Source organism: Aedoeadaptatus coxii, assembly GCF_001553115.1.
Lineage (GTDB): Bacteria > Bacillota > Clostridia > Tissierellales > Peptoniphilaceae > Aedoeadaptatus > Aedoeadaptatus coxii.
Window position 1 is genome coordinate 76,912 of sequence record NZ_KQ960155.1, and the last position, 17,476, is coordinate 94,387.

Sequence of the window (17,476 nt, forward strand, 5' to 3'; positions counted from 1 at the left end):
TTATTTACCTCTTTGATTCGTATCGTTCGGATAATCGATGGACATTAAAATCAAGCCTTCCGACGGCGCCGTGGGCCCGAGATCTCCGCGATCTAAGGTTTGCGTCGCCTTTAAAAGCTGATCGACAGGTTTCAATCCCCTGCCGATTTCAATGGCACAACCCATAATGATGCGAATTTGGTTTTTTAGAAAACTCATGGCGTAAAAATCCACGTCGATGAAATCGCCTTTTCGCGTCAGTTCGATGCGGTCGATAGCGCGTTTGGGATTGCTCGGCGAGGCGTAGCGGCCGATAAAGGCGGAAAAATCATGAAAGCCCTGAATCATTGCCAGGGCTTTTGCCATTTTTTCGTGATCTAAGGGATAGGGCACGTGGGTATAGGCTCGATCTAAAAAGCCGTTTCGATGTTTGCTGTTGTAAATGCGGTATTTGTAATGTTTGTTCTTGGCGCTGTAGCGGGAATGAAATTCCGCGGGCACTTCTTCGGCATGGGTAATGCTTACATCCTTCGGCAAATGTTGATTGATGACGCGGGGAAGATTCCCAAGATCGATCGTGGTTTCGGAATGAAAATTCGCCCGCTGCCCCATGGCGTGAACGCCTTTATCCGTTCGCCCTGCCGATTGCAGATTGACGGGATGCTTTACCGCCTCTTCGATGGCTTTTTTTAAATGAGATTCGATGGTGCGAAGGGTTTTCGGCGACTGATCCTGATAGCCGTAAAAATCCGTGCCGTCGTAGGCGATGGTGAGTAAAATATTTCTCATGGCAAGGGCACGCCCATCCAACGGGTGGCGCACACGATCATAAGAAAGATACAATTGACGCCGAAGAGAATTTTATCCTGGGAAGTCACCACTAAGGGATTGAGTTTCGTGCGGTGATCGTCTCCCCGATAGCATCTGCTTTCCATGGCCGTGGCCAATTCTTCCGCGCGCCGCAAAGCGTTTAAAATCAAGGGCACAAGAAGGGGCACCAGGTTCTTCGCCCGGTTCAACACATTACCCGATTCGAAATCCGCACCTCGCGCCATTTGCGCCTTCATAATTTTATCCGCCTCGTCGATTAAGGTGGGGATAAAGCGCAGGGCGATGGTAATCATCATGGCGATAGCGTGGGCCGGAAAGCCGACGACTTTTAAGGGCGAAAGTAATTTTTCGATGCCTTCGGTTAGTGCCAAGGGCGATGTCGTCAAAGTTAAAAGGCTCGTTCCCACGACAAGGAGTATAAGGCGAATGCCCATAAAGATCGCCTGATGAAGCCCTTCGTTTGAAATGCTTAAAATGCCGAAGCGGAAAATTTCCTCTCCCGGAATAAAAAACAGATTCATTAAAAAGGTAAAAATCAAAATGAGGCGTAAAGGCTTCAGCCCTTTTATCACCATATTGGCGGGAATTTTCGCCGTGTAAATAATTAAAAACAGCCACCCGAGGACGAGGATGTAGGGCCAAAAGGAATTGATGAAGAATAAACTCGCAATAAAAAACATCATGATTAAAATTTTAAAGCGAGGGTCCAATGCGTGTACCGGCGATTCCGCCGGAAAGTATTGGCCGATGGTAATATCTTTAAGCATGGCGAGCCTCCCACCAATTTGTAAGTTCTTTAAGGGCTTCGTCGACGGTGATGCAGTTTTCCTCTACATCGAGCCCTTTTTCTCTGAGCATGGTCATGGCGCTGCGCACTTGGGGCACGCCGAGGCCGATGGCTTCCAGCTCTTTTTCACGCTTGAAAATCTCCCGCGGCGTGCCGTCCATGCGCACTTCCCCTTTGTCCATGACGATCATGCGCGTGGCGAGCTGTGCCACTTCTTCCATGCTGTGGCTTACGAGGACGATGGTGGTGTCGGTGGTGTCGTAAATTCCCTTAATTTCCCGTAAAATTTCACGACTTCCGTGGGGATCCAAACCCGCCGTCGGCTCGTCCAACACGAGAACCTCAGGCTCCATAGCGAGAATCCCGGCGATGGCCACACGTCTTTTTTGTCCGCCGGAAAGGGAGAAGGGGCTTTCGTCGCCTACATCGTCGTAGGAAAGGCCGACCCGTTCCATGGCGCGGCGCACTCTACCGTCCACTTCTTCTTCCGAAAGGCCAAGATTGATCGCGCCGAAGGCGATATCTTTCTTCACCGTCTCTTCAAACAACTGGTATTCCGGATATTGAAACACCAGGCCTACTTTTTGGCGTAGTGTGGCGATTTTTTTGCCCTTTTCTCTGTAATTGACGCCGTCGTATAAAATATCGCCCATGGTCGGCTCGTTTAAGCCGTTTAAATGTTGCACGAGGGTAGATTTTCCGCTTCCCGTGTGGCCGATAAGGGCGATAAATTCCCCGGCATCGATGTCCAGATTAATATTGTTTAACGCCTTTTTCTCAAAAGGCATTCCCTGATTGTAAATGTAGCTTACATTTCGGATGCTGATGCGCGACATAAGGCGTTAACAAACTCCTCTCTGTTTAAAATACCGTCCGGCAGGGGCACACCGACTTGCTTTAAGCGAAAGGCGAGCTCCGTCACTTGGGGCACGTCCAATCCGATGCGCTTCATCGTCTCTACCTGGTTAAAGACGTCTCTCGGTTCGCCCTCTAACAGAACGGATCCCTTTTCCATTACCACTACCCGATCGGCCTGCACGGCTTCGTTCATAAAGTGGGTAATGAGGAGCACGGTTTTATTTTCTTCGCGATTTAATTTTAAAATCGTCTTCATAACTTCTTTTCGCCCCACGGGATCCAGCATGGCCGTAGGCTCATCCAATACGATGTAATCGGGATTCATGGCGAGGATCCCTGCAATGGCCACCCGTTGTTTTTGACCGCCGGAAAGTTTGTGAGGTTCCGCATGTTTATAATCCGTCATCTCCACGGCATCCAGGGCATAATCTACGCGCCTGCGAATTTCTTCTTGGGGAAGCCCCAAGTTTTCCGCGCCGAAGGCCACGTCTTCTTCCACAATGGTGGCGACGATTTGATTGTCCGGATTTTGAAACACCATGCCGGCGCGGCCGCGAATATCCCAAATGTCCTCTTCATTTTTCGTATTCATGCCGTCGACGATGACGTCGCCTTCCAAAGGCTTGTAAAGGCCGTTGATGCATTTCGCCATAGTGGACTTGCCGCTTCCGTTATGACCCAAAATGGCGACGAACTCGCCCTTTTCTATTTTCAGATTCACGCCGTCCACGGCATTTCGCTCGCCGTCGTCATAGCGATAGACTAAATTTTTTATCTCTAACATAAAAGCTCCTTGAAAGCTCAAAACTTGTGATTAACTCGTATAGTATATCACAGAAAATCCGTTTATTAGCTGATTATGCCATGAATCCATAAGAAAAAAGGGACGCTTTTCGCGTCCGTTTTTATCGGGTAAGTGTCCTCGCCAATTGCTTTCCGACTAATTTGTCGAAAACGAGGCCTAAGGCGCCGCTCATTGCCGCCGTAGGAAGGACGATGGTAACAAACATGGCGCTGAAAGGTGCGCCGTCGGGAAGACCTGCAATCATCATGGCTACGCCTAAGAAAGCGGAGCCGCTCACGACCGTCGCGAGGAAATAAAGAATAGCTTTTTTAATGGCGCCGCTGTTTAAGAGGTAGCGGTAAGCGTAAAGTGTAAACAAAGCCGTAATGGGCTTATCGATCATATTGGCCACTTGCCCGCCGGGGAAAGAGGTGCTGATCGCCGACATAATGCCCATGGCCACGCCGATAGCCAGCGCGTTTTTAACATTCGGATAAATTATAATGTAGGTTACCATAAAAAATAGCATGAAATCAGGCTTCATTCCGAAGAAAAAACCCGGAATAGTATAGTGAAAAATAAAACCTAATGCGATAAAAATTGCTCCGTGTACTAACGACTTCGTGTTCATAATAACTCCTTTTCTCGGCACAAAAAAACCATTTGCTTCCCAATAGGAGCAAATGGTGTATTCGCGGTGCCATCCTAGTTACGCCAAAAAGGCGCATCTCAATTTAGATACTAACATATCCTATCTCTGTAACGGGAGATCCGGCTCGGGTACTTTATTCGCCTCGCACTCACAGACCCATTCATCTTAGTTCACTTCATCGGTTCACACCTACCACCGACTCTCTGAGAAGCATCCCTAAAACTACTTACTTCTGCTCGACGTTTTCATATAGTTATATAGGATTAAAACTATTATAGCAAAGCTTTTTGAATTTGCAATCTTTTTTTGACTCAATTCTCTAAAAATCAAGAAGCTAAGCAAGACCCTTTCCTCACCTCAAAAAACATTATTATTTACAATATCATGAAATGTGTTATAGCTTCTAAATCCTAACATGAACTATAGGTGGACATCCTAGGACATTTAGAGCATATATATGATCTAGCATTTTGTAAATTAACACTAATTGATTGTTATTAGCAGTTTTAACTCATATTCAACGATTAAATTTATTTTCCATAGAATTAGCAATCTTTACCAAGGCTAACATAACAGGAACCTCAACCAGAACACCTACTACAGTTGTTAACGTAGCTCCTGATGATAGCCCAAAAAGAGATATAGAAACTGCGACGGACAACTCAAAAAAGTTAGATGCGCCAATCATGCTACATGGAGCTGCAATTGAATATGGTAGCTTTGCTAAATATGCCATGAAAAATGTTATCCCAAATATAAACAAAGTTTGAATTATCAGAGGAATTGCAATAAGGATAATATTTAGTGGCTGATCCAATATCTTCTGTCCTTGAAATGAAAATATTATAACCAACGTCAATAATAATCCCATCATCGTGTATTTATCAAATGCAGGGATAAAAGTTTTATTTAGGTAGTCTTCCCCTTTATTTTTAATGATTATACTTCTAGTTATCATGCTTAAAATAAGAGGAACAACAATAAATAATACAATGGATAATAAAAGTGTTCCCCATGGAATATTTATATTTCCCACCTTTAATAAGAAGCTCACAATCGGTATATAGGCTATCAATATAATTAAGTCGTTACTAGCTACCTGTACTAAGGTGTAGGCACTATCACCTCTTGTTAACTTGCTCCATACAAATACCATTGCGGTACATGGTGCAGCTCCGAGTAATACCGCCCCGGCTAAATATTCTGATGCCAATTCCTTATTAATAAATCCCTTATAAATAATAAAGAAAAATAAGGATGCGATTAAATACATGGTGAGTGGCTTGATGATCCAATTTACAAACCATGTGATAAATAGACCTTTAGGATTTTTCCTTATATCTTTTATACTTTTAAAGTCAATTTTCAACATCATTGGATAAATCATTATCCAAAGTAAAATGGTTGTCGGAATAGACACCTTGTAAAACTCAAATTTTCCTAACCACTCCGGAATAGAAGGAAAATAGTTCCCGATAAGTATGCCTATTACCATACAAATTAACACCCAAAAAGTCAGGTTTTTCTCAAAAAAACCAATATCATTTGTTTTCTTCATTCCTAAATTGCCTCAACTTCCTCAATTAATTTATGAACCTTACTTTCAATCTCCTTAATGGTTTTTATAAACTCTTCATCATTTTTTCCACTAGGATCTTCAAGTCCCCAATCATCTGTTTTGACAGTGTAAGGCAGAATTGGACAGACGACATTACATCCCATTGTAATGAGGTAATCAACTTCGGGAATCTCATCTAGAAGTTTTGGCTTTTGAGCCTCTTGCATATCAATGGCATACATTTCTTTGACGAGCCTTACTGCATCCTGATTAATTTGATCCTTTAATTCTGTCCCTGCAGAATATACCTCTATAGAATCTCCGGCGAATTTTTTTGTCAGCGCTTCAGCGATTTGACTCCTGCACGAATTGTGAACACACACAAAGGCAACTTTAATCTTCTTCATATTTTTCCTTCTATATCTGATAAAGTTTATCGCCATAAAGGTCTTCCTTTGACCATTCAATGACGGCTAGTTTTCCTGAAGTGTGATCTAATATTTTGTTAATCCACTTAACTTCTTCATTTGCTTTAGAAGATAACATCTTGTTGCTGGGATTTGCTTTAAACAGGGATGAATTGACAATCCACCAATTTGTATGAATTGATGCCCTTTTTAAATCTTCTTCTAGTCGATATGCCTCATAAAATGGGGTAGCCTCTGCCAAGCTAACGATTAATACTTCTGTTTCCTCTCCTCTTAATCTAGGTAACAATTTTTTTACAGAGTTCGGTATCTGTCCTTGTGTTCTTTCAACTTCTTTATGATAACTTAAAGTTGAGTCTAACAACAGCAAGGTATGACCCGTGGGAGCAGTATCAATCACCACTATTTCATCGTCCGCTTTTTCCACAAGCTCTGCAAAAGCTCTAAATACAGCTATTTCCTGTGTACATGGTGATCTTAAATCTTCTTCAATATAAGCTACATCATCCGCACTCATTGTTTTTCTTGCATTTTCAAGTACTTCATCTTGATACTTTTTTAATTCTTCTTTTTCATCAATATGACTCATAGATATTCTGCTGGAACTATCTACCATATATTTTATATGGTCGGCCGGATCTGTCGTAGCTAGGTGTACTTTTTTACCCAGTTTGCTTAGCTTGAGAGCAACAGAAGATGCAATAGTAGTCTTTCCTACACCGCCCTTGCCCATAGTAAAGATTACTTTTCTATTATTTTTTACAAGATCACTGACAACATCATCTAAATTAAAGAGTTCGCCTTTTACTTCCACTTTTTGTTCATTTATTTGATCTTTCTTAAGGAGATTTCTTATAGAGTCAATTCCTGTAATGTTATATGATCTCAAGGCAATTGTATAGGTATCAAACTGAGTTAACATATCCGGCATATTTTCAAGGGCTAACTTTTGTTTGTTAAATATATTTTCAGATAAGGCATCATCATAATTTTCTAAGACACCATTAATCACTAATATTTGATTTTTTACTCCAATCTCAGATAGCTCCTTTGATGCTCTGGCTACCTCATTAAGTGGTGTTTTATCAGGCCTTGTAACTAATGCCAGGGTTGTTAAACTCTTGTCTGCTAAATTTTCAACTGCCTTTTTATAAGTTTCTTTTTTAACGTCTAATCCTGATAACTGTCCTAAACAGGATGCTCCATGCGTACTTTCACTAATAAAATTAGTCCAAGCAGAAGGAAGCTGTAACATTCTAAGGGTATGACCCGTAGGTGCTGTATCAAATATAATATGGTCATAGTCTGTATTAAGCTTAGAATTTGTAATAAAATTAGAAAACTCATTAAAGGCAGCAATTTCTACTGTACAAGATCCGGATAACTGTTCTTCCATATTCTCAATAACAGAATCAGGCAATTTGCCCCTAAAAGGTGCTACTACACTTTCTTTATAATTATGTGCCGCTTCCAATGGATCCAGATTGATTACTTCTAAATTATCTACTCCTTTAATTGGCTTAGCTTTACCGTCCAATTCTGTTTCAAAAACATCTTGTAAATTTGAAGCAGGGTCTGTACTAATGAGTAGTACTTTCTTTCCCTCATCCGCTAAAGTCACTGCCGTTGCACAAGCTGTAGATGTTTTACCAACACCTCCCTTACCTGTGAAAAATAGATATTTAGTTAATTTAATATCCGCAAGATTAAATTTCTTCACAATGAACCCCCTCAGCAACAAGAGCTATTGTTTCCACAGCACCCTTGATTTGGTTTTTCATCTTCTCTATTTTCAAGATACTCTTTAGAGATTTGTAAAAGTTCCATTATTTCTTCGTTTTTTGGATATCTACCTTCTATGACTATATCGTCGTCCACAAGGATTAATGGCAGCCTATCGGTTCCATTTTTATCCAAAGCTTCTTTTACCTTGTTATTATTTACAAATGCCATTGGCTCACTAGATAGATTGTATCTTTCAATAGTGATGCCATTTTTCTTCAAGTTGTTAATTACTGTAGAAATACGTACGAGTTCAGGATCTACATTAACTCCGCAAACACCTGTATCACAACACATAGCCGGTTCATAAATTGACATTCTTTTCATTTTTTACACCCTTTCTTCAGTTTCTTAAATTGAATTTTATTGATACATCAAATCCTTTTGATGTGAAGAGTCTTTTTTTAGTTACCCTTAAGGGTAACTAATTACTTGCTGTACATTCTAAAAACATCTGTATTATTTCTTGTCTTCCTTGTTCAGATATAGTGTAGTAAACCCACTTGCCTTCATCTCTTGCTGTAACAATTCCTGACTCTATCAATATTTTCATATGGTAAGACAAGCCTGATTGTGTTAAATCTAGTTTTTCCAATAAATTACAGGCACATTCTTCCCCATTTTTTAATAAATCTAATATTTCTAGACGAATCGCCACAGAAAAGGCTTTAAATATCTTTGCAGTTTTTACTAAATCTCTGTTCATAAAAGTCCCTCACATCAAATTCCTTTGATGTGTTTACCATATCACTAATCGTTCTTCTTGACAAGTCTTTTTTCGTGAGATATCACAAATTCTTCCAGATAAACTTGTCATCTTCTATTACATTCCGGCTAGGGCTATTCTTTCTGAGGGTATCACAGGCACTTCTATCAAATTCGACAAATGCTAGTCCTTTCACGCCTGCTTCTTCCAAACCCAAAGCCAGACCTCCTGCACCTGCAAAAAGTTCAATTCCTGTAACTTCCATTCCCATTAACCATTCCATTTTTCACTTTTGACATGTCTTCTAAACCATATTATAAGGCAACGCTTATTTAAAATCTCGCTCCAGAAAAAAATCTATTCATGCCTCGATTGTAATACTATAATTCTTCTACAGAAAATGCCACGGTTCCGTCTTCTTTAATAAAAGCCGGAACGCCGATTTGTCCTTTTTCTTTTACCGAATCAAAGGCGGGATGCTCGTCTCTCAGTTTCATAAATTCTTTCAAGTTGCCGATGGTTTCTGTAATGTTAATGTCCTCGTAGGGAATGTTTTTCTCTCTTAATTCCTTTTTCGCCTCGATGCAATCGGGGCAAAGGGGTGTTTCGTAAAGTCGAATCATGTATCCTCCAAAGAAAAAGCCGGCGTATGCCGGCTCTTTTTATCTGTTTTCAAGTAGTCGTAACCGTTCTTCCAGTGCGTGAACACGGCGTTCCAAGGCGCGGTAGCGCGCGTCGGCTCCGTCTTCTTTTGCCACGCCGTAAACGGCTTCGTCGCGGATTTCGGGAGCGTCTTTTTCTCGCCTTTCGGCTTCTTCCGCTTCAGCTTCCTCTGCATAACGAACTAAATAATCTACGGTGTCGTCTCGCTTTTGGGCGGCGCGACGCTTAAAGTCTTCCGCTTTTTCCCGGGCATCTTGCGCTGCCGATTGGAAGCCTTCTTTTATTTCATAAGCTTTGTCTTCCCCGCGATTTTTTAATTCATAAGCCTTCACTTCCGCATCATCCATGGCATCCGACACGCGATCTCTCAGTTCGTAAGCTTTCGCTTCCCCTTCCTTCGCGGCGGATTGTGCGTTTTCTTTTAAGCGATCCATTTCCTCGGAGGCCATGGCCTTGTATTCGGCACTTTTGCGTTTGGCTTCCCGTTGAAAATCGTCGAAGGCACGCTTTGCTTCTTGATCGAAGCGGCGGCGATAGGCGCTCTGCGCTTTTACCCGCGCTTCTTCCTGTTCTTCGTGCCGTTTGGCGCGAATGCCGTCTACATCGCCTTTTTTACCGTCGTCTCGCAAGCCTTCCCGCTTGACGGCAATGTCCACGATGGTTTGAATTAGTTCGTCGTAGCCTATCCCATCTTCTTTCGCCGCAGCGGCAAACAAGCCCTCGGGATGAAAGTCGACGGCGCTCTTTAGCCCGTAAACGTACGCTTTTTCTTCGTTTACTTTCATAGCGACGACGGCGTAATCGCGCATTTGTAAAAGATCAAATACCTTCGCCGCAAGAGCCTTCGCCTCGTTCATATGCGTGTCTTGGAGATCTGCCGGCGTGGCGCAAATGCCCTCTTCCCCGTCGGGATCCTCTACGAGAACGAGCGGCGGCAAGACCGTCTTCTCATCGCCATTTCCGAGGACACTAAAGAGAACGTCCTCCCCTTCTATACTTTCCATTAAAAGAAGCTCTTCTCCTTCTAAAAGACGAGGGGTCGCCTCTTCTAAAAGTTCTTCTTCGTTCAAAACCAATGCGCCGTCACCACATTGGGAAAGGATGCCTTCGGAAGCATTCATAACCACTAAGGGATACGCCGGGGAAAGGCCGGCAAGCGCCACGGGATTTTCCGCCAACCACATGGTGGGATGGGGAATATGGTTTCTCGAAAGAATTCCCGTCATCAGGCCGCGATCCGATGCGATCCCCTGCCCCATGGCATTGCTTCCGGCAAAGGGAATATCCAAGGAGTTGAGGAGAGCGGGCAGTTCGCCCACGTCGTCGGGATTGACATTTCCCTTGGCGAGTATGAAAGCCAAATCGATTTTGTCTTCCCGCAACTTTTCGCCGAGGGTATCGTCGAAAATATAATCGATGACATCGTAGCGATCTTTTAGTGCATTCTCGATGGAGCGGGCCACTTTGTCCTGCTCTCTTTCCTTTATATGATTTTCCGATCCTTTGTCGATTCTGAATTTATCCTTAATAATGCCAATTCGCATAGTTCACGCTCCTTTGTGTATCTATGGGCTATCTACCCGATTTCAGGAGCTGTAAATCACGCCTCCTTGGAATAGTCGTCTAATTCGTAGATCGTAACGTCGTCTTCCAAAGGATTGTTTTGCAGGGTTTCCACATATACCTTCGCCTTATCTAAGTTGGTGAAAAGTTCCACGTCACATTCGATGGCGTTTCGGCGAATCAGGAAGCCGTCGCGCTTGGAGTCGTTGCCCTTTGTCGGCGTGTTAAATACCATGTCGATTTCCCCTTCTTGAATCAGGTCGATCATGGTTGGCGATTCTTCGCCGATGCGGCGTACTTCTTCGGCGGCGATGCCGTTTGCTTCCAGGAAGGATTTCGTGCCTTTGGTGGCGAGGAAGCGAACGCCGACGGCTTCGAGATTTTTCGCAATGGGAAGGAATTCTTCTTTATCCCGATCGCGAATGGTGCAAAGGACATTGCGCATGCGCTTGGTAATATCCGTTCCCGCCGCCATAAAGCCCTTGGCCATTGCTTCTTCTTCCGTTGCGCCGACGCCTAAGACTTCGCCGGTAGAGCGCATTTCCGGCCCAAGAGAAGCTTCCACTCTATGAAGTTTTTCCGTAGAGAACACGGGGATTTTGACGCAGGTTAATTTGCTGAGTTTGCCGATGCCCGTCGAGTATCCCATGGATTTTAAGGATTTGCCGAGCATCACTTTGGTGGCAAGTTCCGTAATATTGGTTCCCGTTACTTTGGAGAGATAGGGCACGGTTCGCGAGCTTCTCGGATTCACTTCGATCATGTAGAGGGTTTCGTCTTTGATGATGTATTGGATGTTGATCATGCCGATGACGTCGAGGGCGAGGGCCACTTTTTTCGTGGCGTCTAAAATTTCCTCTTCCATTTTCGGGCTGATGTTGCGGCTGGGATAGATGCTGATAGAGTCGCCGCTATGGACGCCGGCGCGCTCCAAGTGTTCCATCACGCCGGGGAGGTAGACGTCGGTGCCGTCGGAGATGGCATCCACTTCACATTCCATGCCCTCGATGTATTGGTCGATTAACACCGTGCGCTTCGGTTCCATGGCGAAGGATTCTTCCAGATAGTAGCGGAGATCGTCGTCATTCATGCAAATTTCCATGCCTTGGCCGCCGAGGACGTAAGAGGGGCGCACGAGTACGGGATAGCCGATGGATTTTGCGCCTTCCATTCCCTCTTCCACGCCGTGAACGCCGATGCCCTTCGGGCGGCGTAGATGTAATTCTTCCAGCATAGCATCGAATTTTTCCCGGTCTTCCGCCCGGTCGATGGCGGTGGGATCGGTACCTAAAATGGGCACGCCTTTTTCTTTGAAAATACCGGCGAGTTTAATGGCCGTTTGGCCGCCGAATTGAAGAATCACACCGTCGGGATTTTCCTTTTCGATAATGTTCAGCGTATCTTCCGCCGTCAAGGGCTCGAAGTATAATTTGTCGGAAATGTCGAAGTCCGTGGACACAGTTTCGGGATTGTTGTTGATGATAATGGTTTCGTAGCCTTCTTTGCGCAGCGTCTTGACGCAGTGTACGGAAGCGTAGTCGAATTCCACCCCTTGGCCGATACGAATGGGGCCGCTGCCGATGACGATAATGCGCTTTTTGTCTTTCGTTACAGGCGATTCGTCTTCCCCTTCGTAAACCGAGTAAAGGTAATTGACGCGGGCGTCGGCGAGGCCGCCTTGTGTGTCAACCTTGCGGTAGCGGGCGTGAATTCCGAAGAGTTTACGAAGTTCTCTTACGAAGTTTTCGCTTACATTTAATCGGGAGGCGATGATTTCGTCACTAAAGCCCATTTGCTTCATTTCGCGAAGTTTGTCTTCGTTTAAATCTTCTTTCTTCATGGATTCTAACTCCGCTTCCACATTGACGATGTGTTTAATAATGCGGAGGAAGTAGGCGTCCATACCCGTTTCTCTGGAAAGGCGGGAAATGTCGTAGCCCGTGTTTACAAGAGCTGCCAGGTAGAACAGCCGCTCGTCGTTCGGACGCTTGACGTTTTCTTTCAGCGTGGCGATGTCCATGTTTCTGAAGCGTGGGTGGAGCAAGCTGAAGGCACCGATTTCCAGGGAACGCAACCCTTTTAATAGGGCTACTTCAAAGGTTGAGCCGATGGCCATAACTTCCCCGGTGGCCATCATCTTCGTGCCTAAATTTCGGTCGGCGTTAAAGAATTTATCGAAGGGCCATTTGGGAAGTTTGACGACCACGTAGTCGATGGAAGGTTCGAACGCCATGGAAGGGGTGCCCGTCACTTTGTTTTCGATTTCATCGAGGCCGAGACCCAACGCGATTTTCGCCGCCACGCGGGCGATGGGGTAGCCCGTGGCCTTGGATGCCAGTGCCGATGAGCGGCTCACCCTGGGGTTGATTTCGATGACGGCGTATTGCAGACTGTTGGGCTCGACGGCAAATTGCACATTGCAGCCCCCTTCGATTCCCACTTCTTCGATAATGCGGAAGGCGGCTTCTCTAAGCATGCCGTGTTCCACATCCGTCAGGGTTTGTGTCGGCGCCACGACGATGGAATCGCCGGTGTGCACGCCGACCGGGTCGATGTTTTCCATATTGCAGACGCAAATGCAGGTGCCCTTGGAGTCGCGGATCACTTCGTATTCGATTTCTTTCCAGCCCGTAATGCATTTTTCGATCAGGACTTGGCCGACGCGGGAAAGGTGAATCCCGGCGTGGGCGATGGTGTGGAGTTCTTCTTCCGTTTCGCAAATGCCGCCGCCGGTTCCACCGAGGGTAAAGGCCGGGCGCACGACGACAGGGTATCCGATATGTTTGGCGTAGGCTACGGCGTCTTCCACCGTTTCCACGGTTTTCGATTCGATAATGGGCTCGCCGATTTTTTCCATTAATTGGCGGAACTCCTCTCTGTCTTCCCCGCGCTTAATGGAGGGAATGGAGGTGCCGATAATGTCGACGCCGTATTTTCCCAAAATGCCGGAATCGTAGAGTTCGATGGAAAGATTGAGGCCGGTTTGGCCGCCCATGCCGGCGATTAAAGCGTCGGGGCGTTCCTTGGCGATGATTTTTTCGATGACCTCCACCGTCAAAGGCTCGATATACACTTTATCCGCCACTTCTCTATCGGTCATAATCGTGGCGGGATTGGAGTTGACGAGGACGACTTCCACACCTTCTTCTCTTAAGGATTCGCAGGCTTGGGTCCCGGAGTAGTCAAACTCGGCGGCCTGACCGATGACGATGGGGCCGCTACCGATGACGAGTACTTTTTTAATGTCTTTTTTACTATCCATGATGCCTCCTAAGCCAGCTCTTTTAATTGTTTTAATTGTTCGTCCAATAAATCCGTCGCCCCCGGTAGACCGAAGGGATCGAATAAGACGCCGTACGCTTTTTGTTCTTTACTCCAAAAACCTTCCACATTGCCGTCACCTACGTGGGTGTAGGTTACCGCGACGGAATCCGGCAAGTTTTCAATATAGTAATCGTGGTTTTGGCTCGTCATATACACCCGATCCTCTTCTCCTTTTACGGGAATGGATGCGCCGGCATGGGGCTTATTTAATTTTTGCAAGACGCCGCCGAGGGCGAGGCCTAAAAATTCCGCGCCGAGGCCGATGCCGTAAATGGGAAGCTTGCCGAGCATTTGCCCTACGTCGTGAACGATGTCCAGGTAATGAGCGGCAAAGCCCGGGCCCGAGCTTAGGAATAAAATGTCGGGATTGTCTTTTAAAATATCTTCGTAATTGGTCATGGCCGGGTAGACGATAATGCGGTAGCCTTCGTCGCTCAGCTTTTCCAAGATGCCGTCTTTTACGCCGAAATCCCAAAGGGCGATGGTCTTCCCTTCCCCTTCGATTTCCGTCACTTCGATAGTGGATACGGCTTCGATGGTGTTGGGGTTTTGTTCTGCAAAAAATTCTTCCATTTCAGAAGGGGTCAACAGCCGCTCGGTAATAACCGCCCGTTGGGCGCCGTTTTCATTTAAATGGCGTACGAGGCCGCGAGTGTCCACTTCCTCGATTCCCAACACATCGTAGTAATCTAAGTATTCTTTTAAATTCATTTCGCTTCTGAAATTCGTCGCGTCATCCATGGCGCGGCGGCAAATAAAAGCGGAAATCGTGGGTCCCTCGGCTTGATTATCTTCAAAATTCATGCCGTAACCGCCGACGAGGGGATAGGTAAAGAGCAAAATGCGCCCTAAATTACTTGGATCGGTCATAACTTCTTCGTGGCCGATCATGGCGGAAAATACCATGAGCTTTCCGCCTACCGATTCCTTACTTCCGCTAAACTGCTTGCCTTTAAAGACAGCTCCGTCTTCTAATTGAATATACATTTGCCCCTCCTCTAAATGATTCCGCGAATGGCATCGAGAGATTCGATACCTTCTTCTTTCATATACTCTTCCAGCTCATCTAAAAGCCTCGGTATAATACCGGGCTCGACTAAATTCATAGTTCCGATTTCCACGGCTTGCGCTCCCGCCATGATCATGGCGAGTACATCCTCCGCCGAGGCGATGCCGCCGATGCCCACCACGGGGATATTGACGGCTCGCGACGCTTCCCGCACCATGCGCAGGGCAATGGGAAAAATGGCGGGCCCCGAAAGTCCGGCGTAGACATTGTCGAACATGGGCTTTTTATTTTTCACATCGATGGCAAGGGCCTGAAAGGTGTTGACGAGGCTCACGCTGTCGGCTCCCGCTTCTTCGCAGGCCTTGGCGAGATCCGCCACATTGTCTCCGTTGGGAGAAAGCTTGACGATCACCGGGTGGCGGGTTTTGGCTTTTACTTTTTTCGTAATGGCCGCCGCATCCTGGCAATGAAGGCCGAAGGCCATGCCGCCGCTTTTAACATTGGGGCAGGAAATATTCAGCTCGATCATGTCGATGTCCGCCCCGTCTAATTTTTCCGTGGCGATCAGATAATCCTCTACGCTGTGGCCACCTAAATTCGCCATAATCACCGTATCTCGTTTGCGCATGTCGGGCAAAATGTTTTCGATGAAAGCGTCCACCCCGGGGTTTTCCAAGCCGATGGAATTCATAATCCCGGAAGGGGTCTCCACGATGCGAATGCCTCTATTCCCAGGCCTGGGATTCAGCGTCAGCCCCTTTGTGGAAATGGCGCCCGTCAGTGCCGGATCGTAAAAGGAAGCGTACTCCTCGCCGAAACCGAAAGTTCCCGACGCGCCGATAAGGGGATTTTTAAGTGTCTTACCGCAAAGCGTGGTCGTTAGCATATACCGCCCTCCCTTCAAATACCGGCCCGTCTTTACAAATGCGTTTTCGCTCGCCTCCCGCTTCGCAGGTGCAGGCGAGGCAGGCGCCGAATCCGCAACCCATTCGCGATTCTAAGGACACATACACGTCGCCCTTCGCCTGCTTCACCGCGCCTTCCATCATAGGCCGCGGGCCGCAGGTAAAGATGACCTCGTCGTCGATGGTCAATTCGTCGAAAATATTATTTCCGATATAAAACCTTACCCGATCGCCGTAGGGCGCATAAATTGCTTCGAGTTTCGGGTTTCGCTCCCGTAAACCGATGGCGACTTTCAATTTTTCCTCTGTATCTCCTTCCAGTAAATGAAGGGAAGGGGCGATGCCCGTGCCGCCGCCTATGTAAAGAGTATCTCCTTCAATGGCGGGGAAGCCGTTTCCGAAAGGCCCCTCCGTTTGGATCGCATCTCCCGGCAATAATTTTTTTAGTGCATCCGTGCCGCCGCCGACGGTCTTTATTAAAAAGGAGAGAATCCCTTCTCTTAACGAAAACACAGAAATGGGGCGTCCTAATAATTTGGAATGGTCCTTTGGCTTCAGCATGAAAAACTGGCCGGGCTTTGCCTCGCCGTCGTAGGCGAAGCGCAACACATACAGACCGTCGCCTAAGTCGTTATTTTCCAGCAGCTGCATTTTTCGCCTCCAATAGGGTTAGGATCAGGGCCATGCGCATATACATACCGTTTCGCGCCTGCTTGAAATAGAGCGCCCTCGGGTCGTCGTCGATGGCCGCGTCGATTTCATCTACTCGCGGAAGGGGATGGAGCACAATTAAGTCCTCGGAGGCACTTTCCATAACCTCGGGATTTAAAAAGTAGCTGCCCTTGTAGCGTTCCGCCTCTTCCTCGCTAGAGAACCGTTCTTTTTGCACGCGGGTCATGTAGAGAACATCCAACTCGCCGATCTCCCCTTTTAAATCGTCCACTTCTTTATAAGGGCATTTGGCGTGATCCAAATAGATCGTCGGCATTTCCAAGCCTTCCGGCGCGATAAAGACAAATTCATTATCGTAATCGTTTAAGAAATTGTAGAGGGAGTGAACGGCGCGTCCGTAACGTAAATCGCCGCAAAAGCCTATTTTTAAACCCGACCATTTTCCCTTTTGATCGCGAATGGTGAAAATGTCCGCCAAGGTTTGGGTCGGATGGGCGTGATCGCCGTCGCCGGCGTTAATGAGGGGCATATTTTCGAGAACGCCTACCGTTTCCGATTGAGTATAAGGCACGGGATGGCGCATGGCGCAAATGTCGGCGTATTGATCCACGATGTGGAGGGTGTCCCTTACCGTTTCGCCCTTTGCCATAGACGACACCTTTACATCGCCTAAGTGCAGCACCTGTCCGCCTAAACGGTACATGGCGGCGTCGAAGGACATGCGCGTCCTGGTCGAGGGCTCAAAAAAAAGACTGGCTAAAATCTTTCCGTCGCACGCATGGGCGTAAGACGATGGATTTTTTGCAATATCTGCTGCCAGTCTAAATAAATCATCATACTCTCTCTCGTTGAAGTCACTCGATTCTATAAAATGTCTGAGCATACGGCCTCCTATAAAAAAAGCTTTTATCAGGGATAAAAGGCACAAAGAGAGACCCTTCCCTTTGGGGAAAGGTATATTCTATTTTGCAACCT

The 17,476-nt window shown here is 46.2% G+C and carries 18 protein-coding genes and 1 other annotated feature; all 18 genes read right to left on the reverse strand.

Annotated features, from left to right (window positions below; translation table 11 throughout):
* Complete coding sequence (gene truA, locus HMPREF1863_RS00615) at positions 1-768, reverse strand: tRNA pseudouridine(38-40) synthase TruA (RefSeq protein WP_068366209.1); 768 nt, start codon at positions 766-768, stop codon at positions 1-3.
* The gene (locus tag HMPREF1863_RS00620; RefSeq protein ID WP_068366213.1) at positions 765-1,577 is read right to left on the reverse strand and encodes an energy-coupling factor transporter transmembrane component T family protein; all 813 of its coding nucleotides are present in this window, start codon (positions 1,575-1,577) and stop codon (positions 765-767) included. Before HMPREF1863_RS00620 ends, truA begins: the two co-directional genes overlap by 4 nt.
* Entirely contained in the window at positions 1,570-2,433 is an 864-nt protein-coding gene (locus HMPREF1863_RS00625) for an energy-coupling factor transporter ATPase (RefSeq protein ID WP_068366217.1), read from the reverse strand. The genes HMPREF1863_RS00620 and HMPREF1863_RS00625 overlap by 8 nt, the downstream gene beginning before the upstream one ends.
* Positions 2,406-3,239, reverse strand: a complete 834-nt coding sequence (locus HMPREF1863_RS00630) for an energy-coupling factor transporter ATPase (RefSeq protein WP_068366220.1) — start codon at positions 3,237-3,239, stop codon at positions 2,406-2,408. Before HMPREF1863_RS00630 ends, HMPREF1863_RS00625 begins: the two co-directional genes overlap by 28 nt.
* A gap of 121 nt (positions 3,240-3,360) precedes the next feature.
* The gene (locus HMPREF1863_RS00635; RefSeq protein ID WP_068366222.1) at positions 3,361-3,870 is read right to left on the reverse strand and encodes a tryptophan transporter; all 510 of its coding nucleotides are present in this window, start codon (positions 3,868-3,870) and stop codon (positions 3,361-3,363) included.
* Positions 3,871-3,911: 41 nt separating this feature from the next.
* Positions 3,912-4,140, reverse strand: a binding site (T-box leader).
* A 268-nt stretch (positions 4,141-4,408) separates the two neighbouring features.
* Positions 4,409-5,449 carry an ACR3 family arsenite efflux transporter gene (gene arsB / locus HMPREF1863_RS00640; RefSeq protein ID WP_068366226.1) on the reverse strand — a complete coding sequence of 347 codons (1,041 nt, stop codon included), beginning with the start codon at positions 5,447-5,449 and terminating at the stop codon, positions 4,409-4,411.
* Positions 5,450-5,451: 2 nt separating this feature from the next.
* Positions 5,452-5,856, reverse strand: a complete 405-nt coding sequence (locus HMPREF1863_RS00645; RefSeq protein ID WP_068366353.1) for an arsenate reductase ArsC — start codon at positions 5,854-5,856, stop codon at positions 5,452-5,454.
* A gap of 10 nt (positions 5,857-5,866) precedes the next feature.
* Positions 5,867-7,597, reverse strand: a complete 1,731-nt coding sequence (gene arsA / locus HMPREF1863_RS00650; RefSeq protein WP_068366229.1) for an arsenical pump-driving ATPase — start codon at positions 7,595-7,597, stop codon at positions 5,867-5,869.
* 11 nt (positions 7,598-7,608) lie between these two features.
* A complete protein-coding gene (gene arsD / locus HMPREF1863_RS00655; protein WP_068366232.1) occupies positions 7,609-7,986 on the reverse strand; it encodes an arsenite efflux transporter metallochaperone ArsD in 378 nt (125 codons plus the stop codon).
* A 97-nt stretch (positions 7,987-8,083) separates the two neighbouring features.
* A complete protein-coding gene (locus tag HMPREF1863_RS00660) occupies positions 8,084-8,365 on the reverse strand; it encodes an ArsR/SmtB family transcription factor (protein WP_068366234.1) in 282 nt (93 codons plus the stop codon).
* Between the two features lie 82 nt (positions 8,366-8,447).
* The gene (locus HMPREF1863_RS00665; protein ID WP_232300082.1) at positions 8,448-8,648 is read right to left on the reverse strand and encodes a DNA cytosine methyltransferase; all 201 of its coding nucleotides are present in this window, start codon (positions 8,646-8,648) and stop codon (positions 8,448-8,450) included.
* Between the two features lie 97 nt (positions 8,649-8,745).
* Positions 8,746-8,988: a glutaredoxin domain-containing protein gene (locus tag HMPREF1863_RS00670; protein ID WP_068366240.1), complete on the reverse strand. Its 243-nt coding sequence runs from the start codon at positions 8,986-8,988 to the stop codon at positions 8,746-8,748.
* Positions 8,989-9,027: 39 nt separating this feature from the next.
* On the reverse strand, positions 9,028-10,572 hold the full coding sequence (locus HMPREF1863_RS00675; protein ID WP_068366243.1) for a D-alanine--D-alanine ligase family protein: 1,545 nt from the start codon (positions 10,570-10,572) through the stop codon (positions 9,028-9,030).
* A 56-nt stretch (positions 10,573-10,628) separates the two neighbouring features.
* Positions 10,629-13,853, reverse strand: coding sequence for a carbamoyl-phosphate synthase large subunit (carB, locus tag HMPREF1863_RS00680; protein ID WP_068366246.1), 3,225 nt, complete (start codon positions 13,851-13,853; stop codon positions 10,629-10,631).
* An 8-nt stretch (positions 13,854-13,861) separates the two neighbouring features.
* Positions 13,862-14,902 carry a carbamoyl phosphate synthase small subunit gene (locus tag HMPREF1863_RS00685; RefSeq protein WP_068366249.1) on the reverse strand — a complete coding sequence of 347 codons (1,041 nt, stop codon included), beginning with the start codon at positions 14,900-14,902 and terminating at the stop codon, positions 13,862-13,864.
* Positions 14,903-14,913: 11 nt separating this feature from the next.
* A complete protein-coding gene (locus HMPREF1863_RS00690) occupies positions 14,914-15,810 on the reverse strand; it encodes a dihydroorotate dehydrogenase (RefSeq protein ID WP_068366251.1) in 897 nt (298 codons plus the stop codon).
* Entirely contained in the window at positions 15,785-16,480 is a 696-nt protein-coding gene (locus HMPREF1863_RS00695) for an iron-sulfur cluster-binding protein (RefSeq protein WP_068366254.1), read from the reverse strand. Before HMPREF1863_RS00695 ends, HMPREF1863_RS00690 begins: the two co-directional genes overlap by 26 nt.
* Complete coding sequence (gene pyrB, locus HMPREF1863_RS00700; protein ID WP_068366256.1) at positions 16,461-17,384, reverse strand: aspartate carbamoyltransferase; 924 nt, start codon at positions 17,382-17,384, stop codon at positions 16,461-16,463. The genes HMPREF1863_RS00695 and pyrB overlap by 20 nt, the downstream gene beginning before the upstream one ends.
* Positions 17,385-17,476: the final 92 nt, after the last annotated feature.

Bases quoted from the DNA above. Each gene is read 5' to 3' on its own strand.
- truA (WP_068366209.1), bottom strand. From the start codon at position 768: ATGAGAAATATTTTACTCACCATCGCCTACGACGGCACGGATTTTTAC.
- HMPREF1863_RS00620 (WP_068366213.1), bottom strand. From the start codon at position 1,577: ATGCTTAAAGATATTACCATCGGCCAATACTTTCCGGCGGAATCGCCG.
- HMPREF1863_RS00625 (WP_068366217.1), bottom strand. From the start codon at position 2,433: ATGTCGCGCATCAGCATCCGAAATGTAAGCTACATTTACAATCAGGGA.
- HMPREF1863_RS00630 (WP_068366220.1), bottom strand. From the start codon at position 3,239: ATGTTAGAGATAAAAAATTTAGTCTATCGCTATGACGACGGCGAGCGA.
- HMPREF1863_RS00635 (WP_068366222.1), bottom strand. From the start codon at position 3,870: ATGAACACGAAGTCGTTAGTACACGGAGCAATTTTTATCGCATTAGGT.
- arsB (WP_068366226.1), bottom strand. From the start codon at position 5,449: ATGAAGAAAACAAATGATATTGGTTTTTTTGAGAAAAACCTGACTTTT.
- HMPREF1863_RS00645 (WP_068366353.1), bottom strand. From the start codon at position 5,856: ATGAAGAAGATTAAAGTTGCCTTTGTGTGTGTTCACAATTCGTGCAGG.
- arsD (WP_068366232.1), bottom strand. From the start codon at position 7,986: ATGAAAAGAATGTCAATTTATGAACCGGCTATGTGTTGTGATACAGGT.
- HMPREF1863_RS00660 (WP_068366234.1), bottom strand. From the start codon at position 8,365: ATGAACAGAGATTTAGTAAAAACTGCAAAGATATTTAAAGCCTTTTCT.
- HMPREF1863_RS00665 (WP_232300082.1), bottom strand. From the start codon at position 8,648: ATGGAATGGTTAATGGGAATGGAAGTTACAGGAATTGAACTTTTTGCA.
- HMPREF1863_RS00670 (WP_068366240.1), bottom strand. From the start codon at position 8,988: ATGATTCGACTTTACGAAACACCCCTTTGCCCCGATTGCATCGAGGCG.
- HMPREF1863_RS00675 (WP_068366243.1), bottom strand. From the start codon at position 10,572: ATGCGAATTGGCATTATTAAGGATAAATTCAGAATCGACAAAGGATCG.
- carB (WP_068366246.1), bottom strand. From the start codon at position 13,853: ATGGATAGTAAAAAAGACATTAAAAAAGTACTCGTCATCGGTAGCGGC.
- HMPREF1863_RS00685 (WP_068366249.1), bottom strand. From the start codon at position 14,902: ATGTATATTCAATTAGAAGACGGAGCTGTCTTTAAAGGCAAGCAGTTT.
- HMPREF1863_RS00690 (WP_068366251.1), bottom strand. From the start codon at position 15,810: ATGCTAACGACCACGCTTTGCGGTAAGACACTTAAAAATCCCCTTATC.
- HMPREF1863_RS00695 (WP_068366254.1), bottom strand. From the start codon at position 16,480: ATGCAGCTGCTGGAAAATAACGACTTAGGCGACGGTCTGTATGTGTTG.
- pyrB (WP_068366256.1), bottom strand. From the start codon at position 17,384: ATGCTCAGACATTTTATAGAATCGAGTGACTTCAACGAGAGAGAGTAT.